The sequence below is a fragment of the Bordetella tumulicola genome (assembly GCF_054779135.1).
Map to the genome: position 1 here is coordinate 179273 of NZ_BAAGYU010000006.1, position 15060 is coordinate 194332.

At 59.9% G+C, this 15060-nt stretch carries 16 protein-coding genes and 1 tRNA gene; 5 read left to right on the plus strand and 12 right to left on the minus strand.

What is annotated here, in order from left to right:
- Nucleotides 1–58: 58 nt before the first annotated feature.
- On the minus strand, nt 59–838 hold the full coding sequence (locus ACYVDM_RS04770; RefSeq protein ID WP_415789212.1) for a class I SAM-dependent methyltransferase: 780 nt from the start codon (nt 836–838) through the stop codon (nt 59–61).
- 87 nt (nt 839–925) lie between these two features.
- Here ACYVDM_RS04770 and ACYVDM_RS04775 point away from each other — a divergent pair, with 87 nt between their 5' ends.
- Together ACYVDM_RS04775 and ACYVDM_RS04780 are read left to right on the plus strand one after the other, a co-directional pair.
- On the plus strand, nt 926–1357 hold the full coding sequence (locus tag ACYVDM_RS04775) for an Rrf2 family transcriptional regulator (protein WP_415789645.1): 432 nt from the start codon (nt 926–928) through the stop codon (nt 1355–1357).
- A gap of 113 nt (nt 1358–1470) precedes the next feature.
- A tRNA-Gly gene (locus ACYVDM_RS04780) sits at nt 1471–1546 on the plus strand.
- A gap of 269 nt (nt 1547–1815) precedes the next feature.
- Here the strand turns inward: ACYVDM_RS04780 and ACYVDM_RS04785 are convergent.
- From ACYVDM_RS04785 to ACYVDM_RS04820, 8 genes are all read right to left on the minus strand, one after another.
- Nucleotides 1816–2004, minus strand: coding sequence for a hypothetical protein (locus ACYVDM_RS04785; protein ID WP_415789214.1), 189 nt, complete (start codon nt 2002–2004; stop codon nt 1816–1818).
- Nucleotides 2005–2009: 5 nt separating this feature from the next.
- Nucleotides 2010–2372, minus strand: a complete 363-nt coding sequence (locus ACYVDM_RS04790) for a type II toxin-antitoxin system PemK/MazF family toxin (RefSeq protein WP_415789216.1) — start codon at nt 2370–2372, stop codon at nt 2010–2012.
- Nucleotides 2372–2626, minus strand: a complete 255-nt coding sequence (locus ACYVDM_RS04795; protein WP_415789218.1) for an AbrB/MazE/SpoVT family DNA-binding domain-containing protein — start codon at nt 2624–2626, stop codon at nt 2372–2374. The genes ACYVDM_RS04790 and ACYVDM_RS04795 overlap by 1 nt, the downstream gene beginning before the upstream one ends.
- Nucleotides 2627–2820: 194 nt before the next feature.
- A complete protein-coding gene (locus ACYVDM_RS04800; protein WP_415789220.1) occupies nt 2821–3750 on the minus strand; it encodes a LysR family transcriptional regulator in 930 nt (309 codons plus the stop codon).
- A 1-nt stretch (nt 3751) separates the two neighbouring features.
- Nucleotides 3752–4660, minus strand: a complete 909-nt coding sequence (locus ACYVDM_RS04805; RefSeq protein ID WP_415789222.1) for a LysR family transcriptional regulator — start codon at nt 4658–4660, stop codon at nt 3752–3754.
- Between the two features lie 132 nt (nt 4661–4792).
- Nucleotides 4793–5776 (minus strand): Bug family tripartite tricarboxylate transporter substrate binding protein, encoded by a 984-nt coding sequence (locus ACYVDM_RS04810; RefSeq protein ID WP_415789224.1) that lies wholly within the window; start codon nt 5774–5776, stop codon nt 4793–4795.
- Between the two features lie 255 nt (nt 5777–6031).
- The gene (locus ACYVDM_RS04815) at nt 6032–7300 is read right to left on the minus strand and encodes an MFS transporter (protein ID WP_415789648.1); all 1269 of its coding nucleotides are present in this window, start codon (nt 7298–7300) and stop codon (nt 6032–6034) included.
- A 116-nt stretch (nt 7301–7416) separates the two neighbouring features.
- Nucleotides 7417–8337, minus strand: coding sequence for a LysR substrate-binding domain-containing protein (locus ACYVDM_RS04820; protein ID WP_415789226.1), 921 nt, complete (start codon nt 8335–8337; stop codon nt 7417–7419).
- An 83-nt stretch (nt 8338–8420) separates the two neighbouring features.
- Here ACYVDM_RS04820 and ACYVDM_RS04825 point away from each other — a divergent pair, with 83 nt between their 5' ends.
- The 3 genes from ACYVDM_RS04825 (at nt 8421) to ACYVDM_RS04835 (ending at nt 11191) form a co-directional block, all read left to right on the plus strand.
- Entirely contained in the window at nt 8421–9071 is a 651-nt protein-coding gene (locus ACYVDM_RS04825) for a glutathione S-transferase family protein (protein WP_415789228.1), read from the plus strand.
- A 154-nt stretch (nt 9072–9225) separates the two neighbouring features.
- A complete protein-coding gene (locus ACYVDM_RS04830; protein WP_415789230.1) occupies nt 9226–9840 on the plus strand; it encodes a hypothetical protein in 615 nt (204 codons plus the stop codon).
- 97 nt (nt 9841–9937) lie between these two features.
- Nucleotides 9938–11191 (plus strand): chorismate-binding protein, encoded by a 1254-nt coding sequence (locus ACYVDM_RS04835; protein ID WP_415789232.1) that lies wholly within the window; start codon nt 9938–9940, stop codon nt 11189–11191.
- Nucleotides 11192–11242: 51 nt separating this feature from the next.
- On the opposite strand, the gene ACYVDM_RS04840 is transcribed toward ACYVDM_RS04835, so the two are convergent.
- From ACYVDM_RS04840 to ACYVDM_RS04850, 3 genes are all read right to left on the minus strand, one after another.
- A complete protein-coding gene (locus ACYVDM_RS04840; RefSeq protein ID WP_415789234.1) occupies nt 11243–12217 on the minus strand; it encodes a Bug family tripartite tricarboxylate transporter substrate binding protein in 975 nt (324 codons plus the stop codon).
- 122 nt (nt 12218–12339) lie between these two features.
- On the minus strand, nt 12340–13947 hold the full coding sequence (locus tag ACYVDM_RS04845) for an amidase (RefSeq protein WP_415789236.1): 1608 nt from the start codon (nt 13945–13947) through the stop codon (nt 12340–12342).
- A gap of 48 nt (nt 13948–13995) precedes the next feature.
- Nucleotides 13996–14991 (minus strand): Bug family tripartite tricarboxylate transporter substrate binding protein, encoded by a 996-nt coding sequence (locus ACYVDM_RS04850; protein ID WP_415789238.1) that lies wholly within the window; start codon nt 14989–14991, stop codon nt 13996–13998.
- Nucleotides 14992–15060: the final 69 nt, after the last annotated feature.

The window sequence follows — 15060 nt, forward strand, 5'->3', positions numbered from 1 at the left end:
GCCACCAAGTCGAACACCCTATGCAGTGACGCCCGACTTTGTGGGGAGCCATTCATTCTCAACGTTTCGCCACGGCGATGAGTGCGGTTGAAGGAATCGGAAGAATTGATCGATCACCCGCCCGTTGGCGTACCTCCGCGATCACCGCCGCTTTGTCTACATCGCTCAGGCTAGTCCAGTCCGGGGACATGCCGAATAGCGTATCGGGCTCGTCGAGCGCCGAGATTTCCAGCAGATAGTCGTGGGTCACCGCCTCAATTTGTGGATCGTGATAGCCCGCCGCGATCAGTTCGCGCGCGAAATCCCCTGGATCATTTAACGCCTGTACAGCCTCAGGCATGGTCATTCCCGCAAGTTCGGGAAATAGCTTCTGCCGTATTTGACCAAGCAGCAGGAAAGTCGCCGCGCCCTGGCTCTGCCACGTCGCCACCACGCCGTAGCCGCCGGGTCGCGTCACCCGCCGCATCTCTACCAGACCCTTGCGCCAGTCGGGGAACATGATCACGCCGAAGATCGAAAAGACGGCGTCGAAACTCTCGTCAGGCAAATCAAGCGCCTGTCCATCCATCACCCGCGTGTCGACATTAGGCAACCCCGCAGCGGCGACGCACGCAATCATGCCGGGCGAAAAATCCGTTGCCAGCACCTTCGCCCCAGTACGCGCCGCCGCCAGCGCAAGCGCACCCGTTCCGGTTGCCACATCGAGCACATCGCTCTCGCGCGTGAGCGCAATACGAGCGAGCGCCGCCTCTGCGAAGCGTGCGGTGAACCGATGCGCGGTCTGTTGATACGTGCGGGCAGCCTTGTCCCAATGATCCGCGTTTTCGTATTCTTTCATTTCATAATCTCCACAAATCACGTAACATCATAAGTATCATGATTATGCGTGTTTGCCAACCTCGAGAGGCATGCGAAGGATAAAAGAATGCGAAACGACAGCCGCCTTTCCCGGATGTTGCATGTGCTGCTCCATATGGCTCGGCACGACGGACCAATGACGTCAGAGGCAATCGCCGCGATGCTCAAGACCAACCCGGTCGTCGTCCGCCGCACCATGGCCGGCTTGCGCGACGCCGGCTATGTTCGCTCGGATAAAGGACATGGCGGCGGTTGGATTATCACGTGCGATCTTGAGCGCATATCACTGCTGGACATCCATCGTGCGGTTGGTGGACCCAAGATATTTGCGATCGGCAACGAACCATCCAGCCCAGGCTGCGCGATCGAGCAACTCGTCAACGAAGCACTGGAGGACGCCCTGCGCGATGCTGAGACACTGCTGATCAAACGACTGGGCGCGATCAGTCTCGCCGAATTAAGCCGCGGCCTCGAAACGCGCCACGTCGCCGCGCACTAAATTCGAACAGCATTTCCGCGGGTGGTAGTGAAGCGATCCACACTCACTTGCACACCCAAAAAAAGTCATATAGAATCTCGCTTCTTTGCTGCTGACGCACCGTTAGCTGCAACGCGGGAGTAGCTCAGTTGGTAGAGCGCAACCTTGCCAAGGTTGAGGTCGCGAGTTCGAGACTCGTCTCCCGCTCCAATTTATGATTACAGACTTCCATTGGCGTCTGTAAGTTGTTGAAAAAGGAGCTTCGGCTCCTTTTTTCATTCCAGCAAGAGCCGCCGGAATCCAGAACAAATGAATAAGCATTGAGACGGCGCTCCATTTCACATGGATGCCCCCCCTGCCGATGGGGCTTATGCTCGGTCGGATCTAGTCCGCAACCGCTTGTGGCGTTGGTACCGGGACGAAGGACTCGACCAGACCCTGGACGACCTATCGCTTCGAACCCGGCGGCCTGGCCGTGATTACGGCGGGACGCCGGACCGTGCTGGGCTACCGCCATCGGCCTCGTGGGCTAGTGCGCCGCGCTCCTCATCGCCCGCCCCCAGCACGGCCGCCAATATGGACTCTCGCCGCTCTACTCGCAGAATACCTTGCAACGCACGGCCACGACCAACTTCAATATTGCCGATAGCCAGCCCTAGTACGTACACCCTCTTTACTCACCAATCGAAATGATCTGGTTTAGTTGTTCGCACGCGGCCAGGAATACGTCTTGGGGGGCGTGCTTCCATGGATGAGGTTTAGCACCTCTTGCACGCCAATCGAATGATTTGGGCTGATGCGCCAAAACATAACTCGTGACATTCTTCCGGCCTTTGAACTTGATCGCGAAAGGATTGCTATCGTTGTACTCAGCCGTCGTCATGGGTAAACCGATAACAATACTCGTCTTCTCATTAAACGCCATAGGAGATAGAACCAACATAGGATGCATGTTCTTCATCTCCCGACCAACCTGAGGATTACAGTCGATCCAAATAATGTCGCCACGATCTGGCGCCCAAGCTGCCTTCGCCATCAAAGGGTCTCCGCGCCTACAGGGGAGACCGCCATCGCCTCGCCGCCGTGTTTAGCCGGATCGAACTTCTGAAGCTTTTCCGCAAGAGTGAGTTTGCGCGGCCCAACCGGCTTCACGGTGACACCGATCTCATCCGTTGTCACCTCTACCTCGAGGCCCGCCTCGAAATGCGCCGAACGCGCGACTGCCGCAGGAATTCGAACGGCCAAACTGTTTCCCCACTGCTGGATCGTAAGCTTTGCGGTCTTTGCCATGATGCCAAACCTCCTGTAATGTATCAACAAGTATATACGTGACAACGCGATGTATCAACACGTCTATACATAACGCCTGTGCATTGAAAGGTGGTGTCCGCCGCGCAAGTACGCTTGTTAAGTCACCAGCATCGTCGAAATACCCTTCCAGGAAATGGTGCTATAGGACGGACGTTCGGCGTTCTTGCGCGAGGCTACGGCCGCCGCGCCGGACTAGCTCGCTTGCCAGTTACATCGCGCCGAACGAAAGTGCTGGATTGGCGTGCGACTTCCGCCACCTTGCGTCCAAGGTCGGAGGCCGGATGCTTGAGAAAACAGCAGGAATAGCCGACAGTAGGTCCGGGAGCTGGCGTCTTGACCAGTACGAGGCTTCCGGAACGCAGTTCACTTCGGAAGAGCTGCACGGGCAAGCAACTGATGCCGACACCCGCCGCCACCAGACCGGCCAACGCTTGAATATTGTTGCCACCATAGATGCGCTCAGGCTGCACACCCTCACTTTCCCAAAGCCGGCTACAAACAAGTGTGATGACCGAGTTCTCGGACTGTTCAATGACAGGCTTTGACGCAAGCTCGTGCAACGGGTGCGAAACGTCCGCGGCGAACATTCCCGGAGCGGCAAACCATCCGAACTTCACTTCGCCGACGCTGACCGTCAAGACGGCTTCCGATGCATGATGGTTGGGCAAAATGGTGAAGTCCAGGTCGCCGCACTCCAGTTTTTCCTGCAACGCCAGGGAAAAATCGATTTCGGGTTGAACGATGATCGACGGGTAGGAAGCCTTCATCCGCTTGAGGAAATCCGGGAACCACGTCAGGGCGACGACTTCAGTCAACCCGACTTTCAGCGTCCGCACGGGGGGATGACCGGAACGCTTCAACTGCTCAAGCGCCTGGAGTTGGTCAAAAAGATGTTCACACTCCATCTCGAGTTCCCGACCCAGTCGCGTCAAATGATTCTTGCGGCTTGCCCCTGCGAAAACCGGCCCCGCCACGGCTGCCTCGACCTCCTGCAGTCGCTTCGTGGCTGCGGACTGCGTGATGTGCAGCTTTTCGGCTGCTTTGTTCAGCGTGCCTAGCTTGGCCACCCAGTAGAACGCCTGCAATTGCTTAATCGTGAGCATGTCAACTCGCCTTGTGCGGCACGAGCGCCTTATTGAAATCGCAAGTCTTCCTGGCGAGGCCAGCAACGGCGGTATGGAATTCCGTCAAGGAGCCACCCCGCATAATCAACATGTAGTTCAGGCTCGGGGCGCCAATGGGAATCTTCACCTCTCGAAGCAAGCCGGAGTCCATGTTCTGGGCAGCGACTGCACGCGGCAAGCTCGCGATCCCCAAGCCTGCGGCGCAAATTCCGGCGAGAGCGGCAAGGCTGTCACTCTGTATTGAATTGGCCAGCTTGACGCCGCGCTCTAGCAGCCAGTTCTCGATCTGAGTGCCGCCTCCCTGTGCGCGGCCTTGCAGCAGCAGGGTCTGGCGTTCGAATTCTGTCAGTTTCAACAAACCTGGCAGCGGTGCATCCACGGCACAAAACCAGCCGCATCGGGCAACGCCAATCGGCACGCGGGCCATATTGTGCGTACGGACGGACTCCAGGACCACCGCGGCGTCCAGTAACCCATCCTGCATCAGCGCATGCAGATCAACCGATGACCCTACCTTCAAGTCCAGGCGTAGCCCCGGGTAGCGGGCCTTCAGTTTTGCAATGAAAGATCCAAGCCAGGTGACGGCGGATAACTCGGTCACCCCGAGCCGCAGCATGGGCGTGAACAGATTCGAGGCCTCGAAGCGTTCCGTCAAACGCATTCGTTGGCGCAGGATTATCCGCGCGTGCGACAACACCTCCTGGCCCTTCGTCGTCAATCTCGCTGAGCGTCGATCACGATTGAACAGCGGCTCTGGGAAGCCTTGCTCGAACTCGTGGATCAAACGTGAAATACCGGATTGCGAGGTACCGAGATTGTGTGCGGCTTTTTCGAAAGACCCCATGTCCGCAACGGCGACGAAGGCCTCGAGTTCGCGGAACGTGGTCATCCTAGGAAACACCCCAAGCTTTCAAACTCAAACGGGATTTTCCCACATCAACAAATATCTCTTTTCAGAATTTTTTGGCATGCGGACAATCCTGCGGCCACTGAAAGAGGCATTCTCCCGGATTTCCCGATACTAGCTGCCTGCTAGCTCACCCTGCCCAAGCAGATCGGCCACCCAGGTCTTTGTCCTGCCGAACGACTCGCGCATGTAGCCCACGGTCTCGTCGGGATTGAGCGGCGCGGAAATGGCGCCGAGCTGGCTGCGCAGCTTCGGCTGCACATCCGGCATCTGCACCACGTCGGCCAAATGTTTGCCGAGCACCTGCGCCTGCGCCTTGTCCATCCCCTTCGGTGCGACGATAACGAAAAAGTCATCGACCACCATACCCGGCACCGACTCGTTGACCGTTGGTATATCTGGGAACAACGGCGACCTCTCTGCGTTGGACACACCCAGGATCTTGACCTTTCCAGAATCAAGCGTCACACGAGTGCCAGCCAGATTCTCGAACTTCGCGTCGATGAAACCTCCCATCAGGTCCTGGTTCGCGGGCGCCGAGCCCTTGTAATGCACGATGGTGACGTCCAGATTTTCAGCTTTGACCAAATACGCGGCGGCAAGGTGACTCGACGATCCCTGCCCCACGGTCCCTATCGTGACTTTCCCGGGATTCGCGTGACAATACTGGACAAACTCGCGTACGTTGGAAATGGGCAGCTCATTGCGGGCCAGGAACAGGTAGGTATTCACAGTGAGCCTGGCCAACGGCGTGAAATCGGTCACGGGATCCAGCTTCTGGATGTCGGGATACACAGCAGGCGCGGTTACCAGCATGGACGAACTCAGGTAAAGCATCTTGCCGTCCGGGGCCTGGCGTTTCACATAATTGCTCGCAATCAGGCCACTGGCTCCGGGGCGTGCCTCAACGATGACCGTCTGGTTGATCTTCGCGCCTAGTTTGTCCGCCACAATGCGGGCCATCGCGTCCGCACCGCCTCCCGGGGGTCCCGGAATAACGATGCTGACAGGTGCCGAATTGGCGTGTACGCGCCCCACCGCCCCCGCCACCAGAACACCACCATAGCCCAGCTTCAAAATGCTGCGACGTGAAATCATTGCGTGCCCCTTTTTATTCATGAGTAGCGGCAGTCTATCGACACCACGAACGATAGAAAACTGAATTTTTTCCGACGAAAAAAATTCCAAATTGGTATGTATTGCTCGCGTTTACCCCTAGGTATTGGGCGAATAGCGACGAAAGCGATCCCTGCGTCTGGCGCGATGAACAGGCGACTCAGGTGGCGGCCGTGGCCGAGCGACTGATACGCGGCACCTGCGGTAGGCGTTGAGCCTCAGCGCACCTGCCCGCTCTCAGCGCTGCGCATTTTCAAATCGGTTGACGGTACGCAGCGCCGGGAACAGATAGCTCCACAGACCCACCACGACCAGCGTGCACAGGCCGCCAGCAATGGCGGCCGGTACGGCCCCCAGCAAGGCCGCGCTGGACCCGGCACGGAACTCGCCGAGCTCGTTGGACGAGCCGATGAACAGCATGTTGACCGAATTGACGCGCCCGCGCATCTCGTCGGGCGTCGCGAACTGCAGCAATGCGCCGCGCACATAGACGCTGACCATGTCGGCCGCGCCCGCCACGGCCAGCGCCAGGCATGACAGCCACATCCAGTGCGATAGCGCGAACACCAGATTGGCCACGCCGAACACCGCCACCGCCAACAGCATGCGCCGCCCCACTTTGGCGTTAAAGGGAAACATGCTCAGACACACGCCCGCGGCCACCTCGCCGGCCGCGATCGAGCTGCGCAGCAGGCCCAACCCCTGGGGACCCACATGCAGGACTTCTTGCGCGTAAATGGGCAACAGGGCCACCACTCCCCCCAGCAGCACGGCAAACAAATCGAGAGAAATCGTGCCCAGGATCATGGGGCGGCCGAAGATAAATCGGATGCCGATACCAAAGCGCTGCCAGATATTGGTGCTGACCGCCTGCGGTGCACCCGCCTGCCCCGCCCGGGATTCCGCGGGCAACACACGCACCTTCTGCAGCAACACGGCACCGCCGGCAAAGGCGACCAGGCAAATTGGGTAGGTAAGAAAGCTACCCCCAGCCGCGTACAGCAGGCCTCCCAGAAAGGGGGCGCCGATGGCAGCGCTACGCATCACCATGCTGTTGGTGGCAATGGCCTGGGGCAGTTGTTCCCGAGTCACTAACTGGGGCAACAGGCTTTGCATGGCTGGCCCGGAGAACGCGCGCGATGCGCCGAACAGCACGAGGACCGCATAAATGCTGGACACACCCGCGTGCCCATGGCCCGACAACCACCACAACAAGGCACTGCAAACCGCGCCGACACTCCAACTGGCGCTGAGGATGTGCTTGCGCGGCAGCCGATCGATCAGGTCGCCGGCCGGCAACAGCAGGAACAACATGGGCAGGAACTGGGCCAGGCCGACGTAGGCCAGGGCCATGGGTTCGCGCGTCAGGTCATATACCTGCCAGGCGACGACCACCGCCTGGATCTGCGTGGCTCCCACAGCCAGCACGCGGGCCAGCAGAAAGGCAATGAAGCCGGAAGGTTGACGGAACAAGGCAGAGAAATCGCCGGAAGACGAAGCAGGCATGAAGTCGGAAAAACCGGGCCGGGAAATCGGAACATTGCTCGCCACCGGCAACACCGGATCGGAAGCATGAAGGCGTATGCGCTATTGTGCCATTCTTATATAAGAGTGGCAGCCGACTAGCGCGCCGTGCGGTCATCCGCAGCTTCATCCTGAAGCCAGCGGCGCACCGCGGCGATGGCCGGCAGCCTGGGGCTGTCTGGTCGCCACACCAGATAATAAGCATGCACATCGGCAATGCTGATATCCCATAGACGTACCAACCGCCCGGCCGCCAGATCGTGGGCCACCAGCGAGCGGCGTGCCAACGCCACGCCGGCCCCATCCGTGACGGCTTGCAGCAGTGCATCGGTGTCGTCGAACTGCGGGGTATCGTCCGGTTCGACCATGTCCAGGCCCGCCGCCTGAAACCAGGGCTCCCAGGGTTGCCACGCATGCCGCAGCAAGATGCAGCGCGCCAGATCGCGCGGCGCGTGCAGGCGACGGCCGCGCCGGTAGGCGGGGCTGGCAACCGGGAACACCTCTTCATCCATCAGCCGTTCGCTTTTCAGGCCTGGCCACGCGCCGGGCCCATATCGCAACGCCAGGTCGATGCCATCGCGGCCGTTCAACCGGGCCAGCGCGTTGCTGGGACGCAGCTCGAGCTCGATGGACGGATGGGTCACCACAAAGCGCGGCACGCGCGGCGCCAGCCAGCGTTGCCCAAAGGCCGGCAACACACTCAACACCAGCCGCTGCGGCGGCGTCGCGGCGGCCGGCACCCGCGGGACAGAATCGGCACGGCCGAAAGCGCGCTCGAGCAGCGCTAGGCCTTGCCGCGCCTGCAAGGCCAGGGCCTGCGCGCGCGCCGTCGGCGCTACCCCCTGGTGTTCACGCGTGAACAATGACACTCCCAATGCCGATTCCAGCCGCCGGATGTGCTGACTGACGGCACCCTGGGTCAGCGCCAGTTCATCGGCCGCGCGCGTGAAGCTGCGCAGCCGCACGGCCGCCTCGAAGGCGCGCAGCGTTTGCAAGGGAGGAAGGTGTCGATCGGCCATGATTCCCCCATTAATATCACTAATACCCAGCCCTCACAAATCATGGTTTGCGGCAAGCTGTGCCACGCCCCTAGACTGGCCACATGACCTACCGACTTTTCTATTCGCCCGGCGCCTGCTCCATGGCGGCGCACATCGCCCTGCAGGAAGTGCAGGCCCCCTTTACACTGGAGCTCGTCGATCTGTCAGCGCGCGCCCACTATCGCCCGGAATACCTGGCCATCAACCCCAAGGCGCGTGTGCCGGCGCTGGGCATCGCGGGTCAGCCGCGTGTGTTGACCGAACTGCCCGCTATCCTGATGTATGTGGCGCAACAGCATCCAACAGCCGAGCTGCTGCCGACGGACGATCCGCTCGCCACCGCCCGTTGCCAGGAATGGCTGAACTGGCTGTCGGGCTGGGTGCACAGCGCCGGCTTTGGTGCCATCTGGCGGCCGGAACGGTTCAGCAACGACGCCTCGGATTACGATCGCATCCGCGCCCAAGGCCGGCGCACAGTCATCGACGCGTACGGAGCCATCGACAAGCAACTGGCCGACGGCAGGCGTTGGGCGCTCGCCGGCGGCTATTCGGTGGTCGATCCGTTCTTGCTGGTGCTGTACCGCTGGGGCAACCGGATCGGGCTGGACATGCACGCCGATTATCCGGCCTGGAGCGCCATCAGTGCGGCGCTAGTCGAGCGGCCGGCCGTGCAGGCCGTGTTGCGGGCCGAGGCGGTGTCGCTGGACGGCTGACCGGTTAATCCTGTTCGGTATACTAACAAGCTGACATAGTATGTCGGTGCAACTAGCGAGGTGACCACCACCTAGCTTCACAAAGGCCCAGACTTCAGTTTGGGCCTTTGTTTTGGCATCGCCGTTTCGGATAAGCAGTATGGAAATATAGGCAATGGACATCGCATTAATCCTGTTGGTGGTCGTCGCGGCATGGCAGGTGCTGCGCATACGTTACCAGCGCACGCACGTTGCTTTACTAGGACACCATTTGGCCAGCTTGCAACTTGAGCGCCACATGGAAACCCTGACGCAGGGCTACGCCCGCGCCATCAGCGAGAAAGAAGAAACACGCCAACTCCAAGTTCTGGAAACCTTTGCACAAACCGAACGCGCTGTGGCGGGGCAAATACAGTCGCTGGCCAGCGCCATGCAAAAGGAAACCCTGCCGGCCACCAGTATGGGTGTGTTGACCTTCTGTATTCCTTATGTGGAACGTTTTGCTCCCGCTCTGACGCGAGATTTTCGTGAGTTGCTGCACATCCATGCGACCGGTCTGCGCCATGTCGTGGACAACGAAAGCCATTGGGATCCCAAGACCCGCGCTTACCACCTCTCGGCAGAGTTATATCTACTGCAACATAGCTGCCACTGGTTCTGCAAATCCCGCGCCGTGGCCGATGCACGTCTGATGCTGCGGCATCAGGTCAATCATCAGAAGGTCCTGGATTCAGTGTCTGCCGTGACCCGTTCAGCGTATCTGCGATGGCAGGGTATCGATAAACGCTAAATCCCATTGTTGTTTCCTTGAACGCGTCATCCCTGCTGCCCTCACGCCATTTTTCTGATACCGTCATTGGCTAGTTTTTTTTGGAAATAAGACAACAATGAGCAAGGAATCTGTGCCGGCGTCTGCCGGTTGGCTATTGGACGATTTCAGTATCGGCGATATATTTTTCGCGTCGCCCACGACTCAGTTCCGCGCACGCGGAGGTGCCGACACACTGACGGCCTATCAACCCGCCACGCGCGACGCCGTGCAGGCATTGTTTGCACGCGCTGCACAACACAATATTACGGACGCGGTGATGTTCGGACTGGTTCCGTTCGACTCCGCCAATCCCGCCAGCCTGACGATTCCCGCACGCTATCAACAGGCTCTCGTTCCCGAACGCCAGGCGCCGCAGGATACGCCCGCCTCGGGCCAACGCCGTGACGCCGCAGCGGATACGCAGCGTCCCAAGGTCATGAGCCGCAAGCCCGTGCCCGCCCCGGAAGTCTACGGCGACATGGTGCGCAAGGCCCTGGACTTGTTCGCACAAGGCGATGTCAAGAAAATCGTGCTGTCGCGCGCAATGGACGTCGTTCTGGATCGGCCGATCGATTACGAGCGGCTATTGCCCGACCTGCTGGCTCGCAATGCGCACGGCTATACCTTTGCCGTTCCCGCGTGGGGCCTGACGGCTACGTCATCACATCAGGCTGACGACGCGGCACACACGTCCGACACGGCGGCCCCCGCACCGAGCGGGACCATGGTCGGCGCAAGTCCCGAGCTACTGGTACGCCGAGAGGGCAACCGTATTTATGTAAATCCGCTAGCCGGCTCCATCGGTCGCCATTCCGATCCAGACGTGGATCGTGCGCGTAAAGAAGGCCTGGCGATTTCAGAGAAGGATCTGCGCGAACACAGCTATGTCGTCAACGACATTGTGCGCATCTTGCGTACCTACTGTGATGAGCTCGACGTACCTGATGGTCCCTCCGTCATTGGCACAGATGCCTTGTGGCATCTATCGACGTACATCACTGGCACGCTGCGTGACCCCGAGGTCACCGCACTGGATCTATCGTGCGCCCTGCACCCGACGCCGGCCATTTGCGGTCATCCGACCGACCTGGCGTTTGGCCATATCCGCGATCTGGAACAGTTCGAGCGTGAGTATTTCGCCGGATTGGTGGGCTGGCAACGCGCCAACGGCGATGGGGAATGGGCGCTGAGCCTGCGCTGTGCCCTGCAAACGGGTGATCGCAACCTGCGCTTGTACGCCGGTGCAGGTACTGTCGCCGGCTCGGACCCCGACAGCGAGATCGCCGAAACGGCCACCAAGATGGAAACCTTCATGCGGGCCATCAGCTAGCCACCGCGTGGCCACGCCGGCCCGGCGGTCATCGCCGGGCCGCGCGCAACGTCAGTTGACGCTCAAGTTCAGCCGTTTGATCAGCGGCTCCCAGCGTTTGAGTTCGTCGTCCATATATTTGTCGAACGCCTCGGGGCCGTCTGCGGCGGGCTCCATAAACTGGTTCTTCAGACGCTCTTGCACCGTGGGCGTTTTGATCGCCTCGGTCAATGCGCTCACCAGCTTGCCCTTGATATCCGCGGGAATGCCTGCGGGTGCCACGAAACCGATCCACGCCGACCCCTCGATACCCGGCACGCCCAGCTCTTCGATCGTCGCCGTATCCGGCAGAAAGCTCATCCGTTCTTTCGAGACGACTGCCAGCGCACGCAGGCGACCGTCCTTGATCATGGGCATGACGGAAATCGGAGGCAGTGCCGCAAAGTCCGTATCGCCCGACAACAACGATGTCACCGCCGCCGGCGAGGACGAGTAAGGAACATGCACCGCCTTGCCCCCCGTACGCTCGAGCAGCAACTCAACCGACAAATGCGAAACCGTACCCGCCCCCGTCGAGGGGAAGTTGTAAGGCTTGTCCTGAGACTTCATGGCCTTGAGCAAGTCGTCGAATGACTTGATCGGCGAGTCACCCGGCACGACCAGAATGTTGTGCTGGTGCACGCCCAAGGTCAACGGATCGATGTCTTTCTTCGGATCGTACGGCAGGTCGCTATACAACACCGTGTTATTGACCATCGGACCGGTGATCGACACCCCGAACGTATAGCCATCGGGTGTGGCCTTGGCGATCGCCGCCGTGCCGAGGTTGCCACTGGCACCGGGTTTGTTTTGCACCACGATGGGCTGGCCCAGCGTCGTGCTGGCCTGCTCCACCACCACCCGCACCATCGTGTCAGGGCTCGAGCCCGGGCCAAACGGGACAATCACCGTCAAAGGTTTGGTCGGCCAATCAGCCGCCTGTGCGACACTGGCCAGTGCGGTCAATGGCAAAACGGCAACCAAGGCCGTCCGTAAAAATTTACGCATAACGCTGTCTCTCCGTGCTGTTGTTCTGAAGTCTCGACTGTCGCCGAGTTTAACTCGCCCGGACAGCGACGGATGCGCCGAGATGATCGACACATCCGCCCGGTGGCCTATCCCTCATATCCTCATGCGGCCAGCGGCGGCTTGCGCAAATGCCACGTTGTCGCTTTCTGGTAGGCGTGCCCCAACTGCAACAACAGGGCTTCACTATACGGACGCCCGATCAACTGAAAGCCCACCGGCAACGCAACAGACTCGCCATCCGGTACACATGCGCCGCCTGGCAGCGATAGCGACGGTACGCCCAGGTAGTTAAGGGGGCGTGTAAGACGCGTCAAGTCCCCGCGCAAACGGCTCGACTCATCGCTGATCGTGTCGAAAACGTCGACGCACGGTGTCTGCGAAGGAAACACGGGCGCCAGCAATACGTCAACATCCGCCATAACCGTATGCGCAAACCGCTGCAGCAGGGGGCCACGCATGGCGGCTGCCCGCAAATACAGCGATGCCGGGATCTGCGTACCCTCTTGCAATCTGGCCCGGGTGAACGCCCCCAACATCGTCGCGGCGTCTTCGGACATCACACTTTCGTATAACGACGTCGCCTCGGCGCGTATCATCAAAATGGCCAGCTCGTTCAAGGCATCGTAAGGAAAATCGGGAACCTCCCGAATCTCGACGCCCAGCGTGCGGAACGATTCCAGACTTTGCGCAACCACCGCCTGTATTCGGGGATCCAGACCATCGGAGAAATACCCCTGTGGCACACCAATACGGCGCCCACGGATTGAGGCGTCCAGCCGATCAATATAGCGATCGTTTCGCGGCGCACCTACGCTGCCGGCATCTGCAATGTCGTAGCCGGCAATGGCTTGCAGCATAAGAGCGCAATCCCGCGCACTACGTGCGATGGGACCCAAATGATCCAGCGAGGAACTCAGGCTCATGGCTCCGGCGCGACTAACCAGGCCATAGGTCGGCTTCAGCCCTGTCACTCCACACAACGCCGCCGGAATACGAATGGAGCCCCCGGTATCACTGCCCAGCGCGCCGTCTACGGCCCCTGCGGCGACCATCGCCGCTGAACCGCTGGAGGATCCTCCGGGAATGCGATGAACCGACCACGGGTTACGGCAATGACCGGCCATTTCGTTGGCCCCGGACGGATCGAATGCCAGTTCCGTCATCTGCAAACGCGCCAAATGGAGGGCGCCCGCCTCATCGAAACGACGCAATACCGTGGCGTCGGACGTGGCCTTGAGCTGGGCGGATTGCCCCAACCCGTAACCCACGTGGTATCCGGTACGATGTACCAAGTCTTTGTGGGCCAAGGGCATGCCGCCCAGCAACCCCAGCGCATCGCCGGCAGCCAGACGCTGGTCCAATTGCCTGGCTTGCCCCATTGCGAACTCGCGCAACAGCTCCACACATGCGTTCGTTGCCGTATTGGCTTGTGCCAACCGCGTTAACGAAACCTCTGCGAGATCTTGCACGCTGATCGCACGTGTCGCGAGTCCTTCGCGCTTTTCCCACCAGTCCTGCCAACCTGGCTCAGCCAACGATGTCTCGTCTGCATTGCCATCGTTTGACTCGGTATGTGCCGTCGCATGCAATGCCTCAGCCATCGAAGTCGGCATCAGACCAAGGTCTGTGCCGGCTTGTGCTGTCAGGCGTTCGGCCACGCCATGCCATTTCACAATGATTTCGCTACGGCCGTCTGAAAAATTGCCCACCACCCTCTCCTGTGAACGCGCTGATCGAAACGTGAAAAATTCGGAAAATCACAACTTCGGGATGTTGCCCTCGGTAATGATCTCGTTCCACTTCTTCAGCTCGCCCACAATGAATTCCTGGGCTTGATCATGCGTGCCGGGCAACGTCTGGGCACCGCGTTCGGCGGCATAACGCTTCATATCGTCTTCGACCAAAATCGTGTTCAGCGTCTTGTTCAGAGAGTCGGCGATGTCGTCTGGACTACCTGCTGGGGCACCCAGAAAGAACCAGGCGGACACATCAAATCCCTCCAGGCCATACGGCTTGCCGACTTCCGATAATGTCGGCAATTCGGGAAACAGTGGCGAACGTGTCGTGCCGGTTACCGCCAGGGCACGCAAACTGCCTGCTTTAACGTGCGGCGCCGACGATGGCATGTCGTCGAACAGCACGTCCACGTGCCCGCCGAGCAATGCGTTGACGGCAGGACCGCTACCCGAGAACGGCACGTGTTCCATCTTGGTACCCGCTTTAAGATTGAACATCTCGCCGGCCAAGTGAATGGTGGTGCCCGCACCCGAGGATGCGTAGGTCGCCGCATCGCTCTTGCCGTGCTTCACCAGATCGCCAATCGATTGAATCGATGAGTCCTTGTTCACCACGACGATTTGAGGGCTCGCCGCGATCAAGCCGATGGGTGTGAAATCTTTTACCGGGTCGTAGCCCACGTTCTTATACAAGTTGGGCGCAACACCGTGCGAGGCAACCGTGCCGAGATAAAGCGTATAGCCATCGGGCTTTGCGCGGCCCGCGTAGGCAGTGCCGATATTCCCGCCCGCGCCGGGCTTGTTTTCAACGACAAACGACTGCTTGTAGTGGTCACCGAGCTTTTGCGCCAGCTTGCGAGCCAGCACGTCCGTCGCGCCGCCGGGGGCAAAGGCCACCACGATAGTCACCGGACGTTGCGGGTAAGTCGTCTCAGCCAACGCAGGGACTGCAGCGCTCAAACCCGCCACCATGGCGGTCAAGCTCATCAACGACTTGATACTGCGGTGATTCCACATTTCAAACTCCCTTGATAGATGCCGTGAACAAATAACTTGTAAAGTAAACGCACGTACTCACGACGCGTA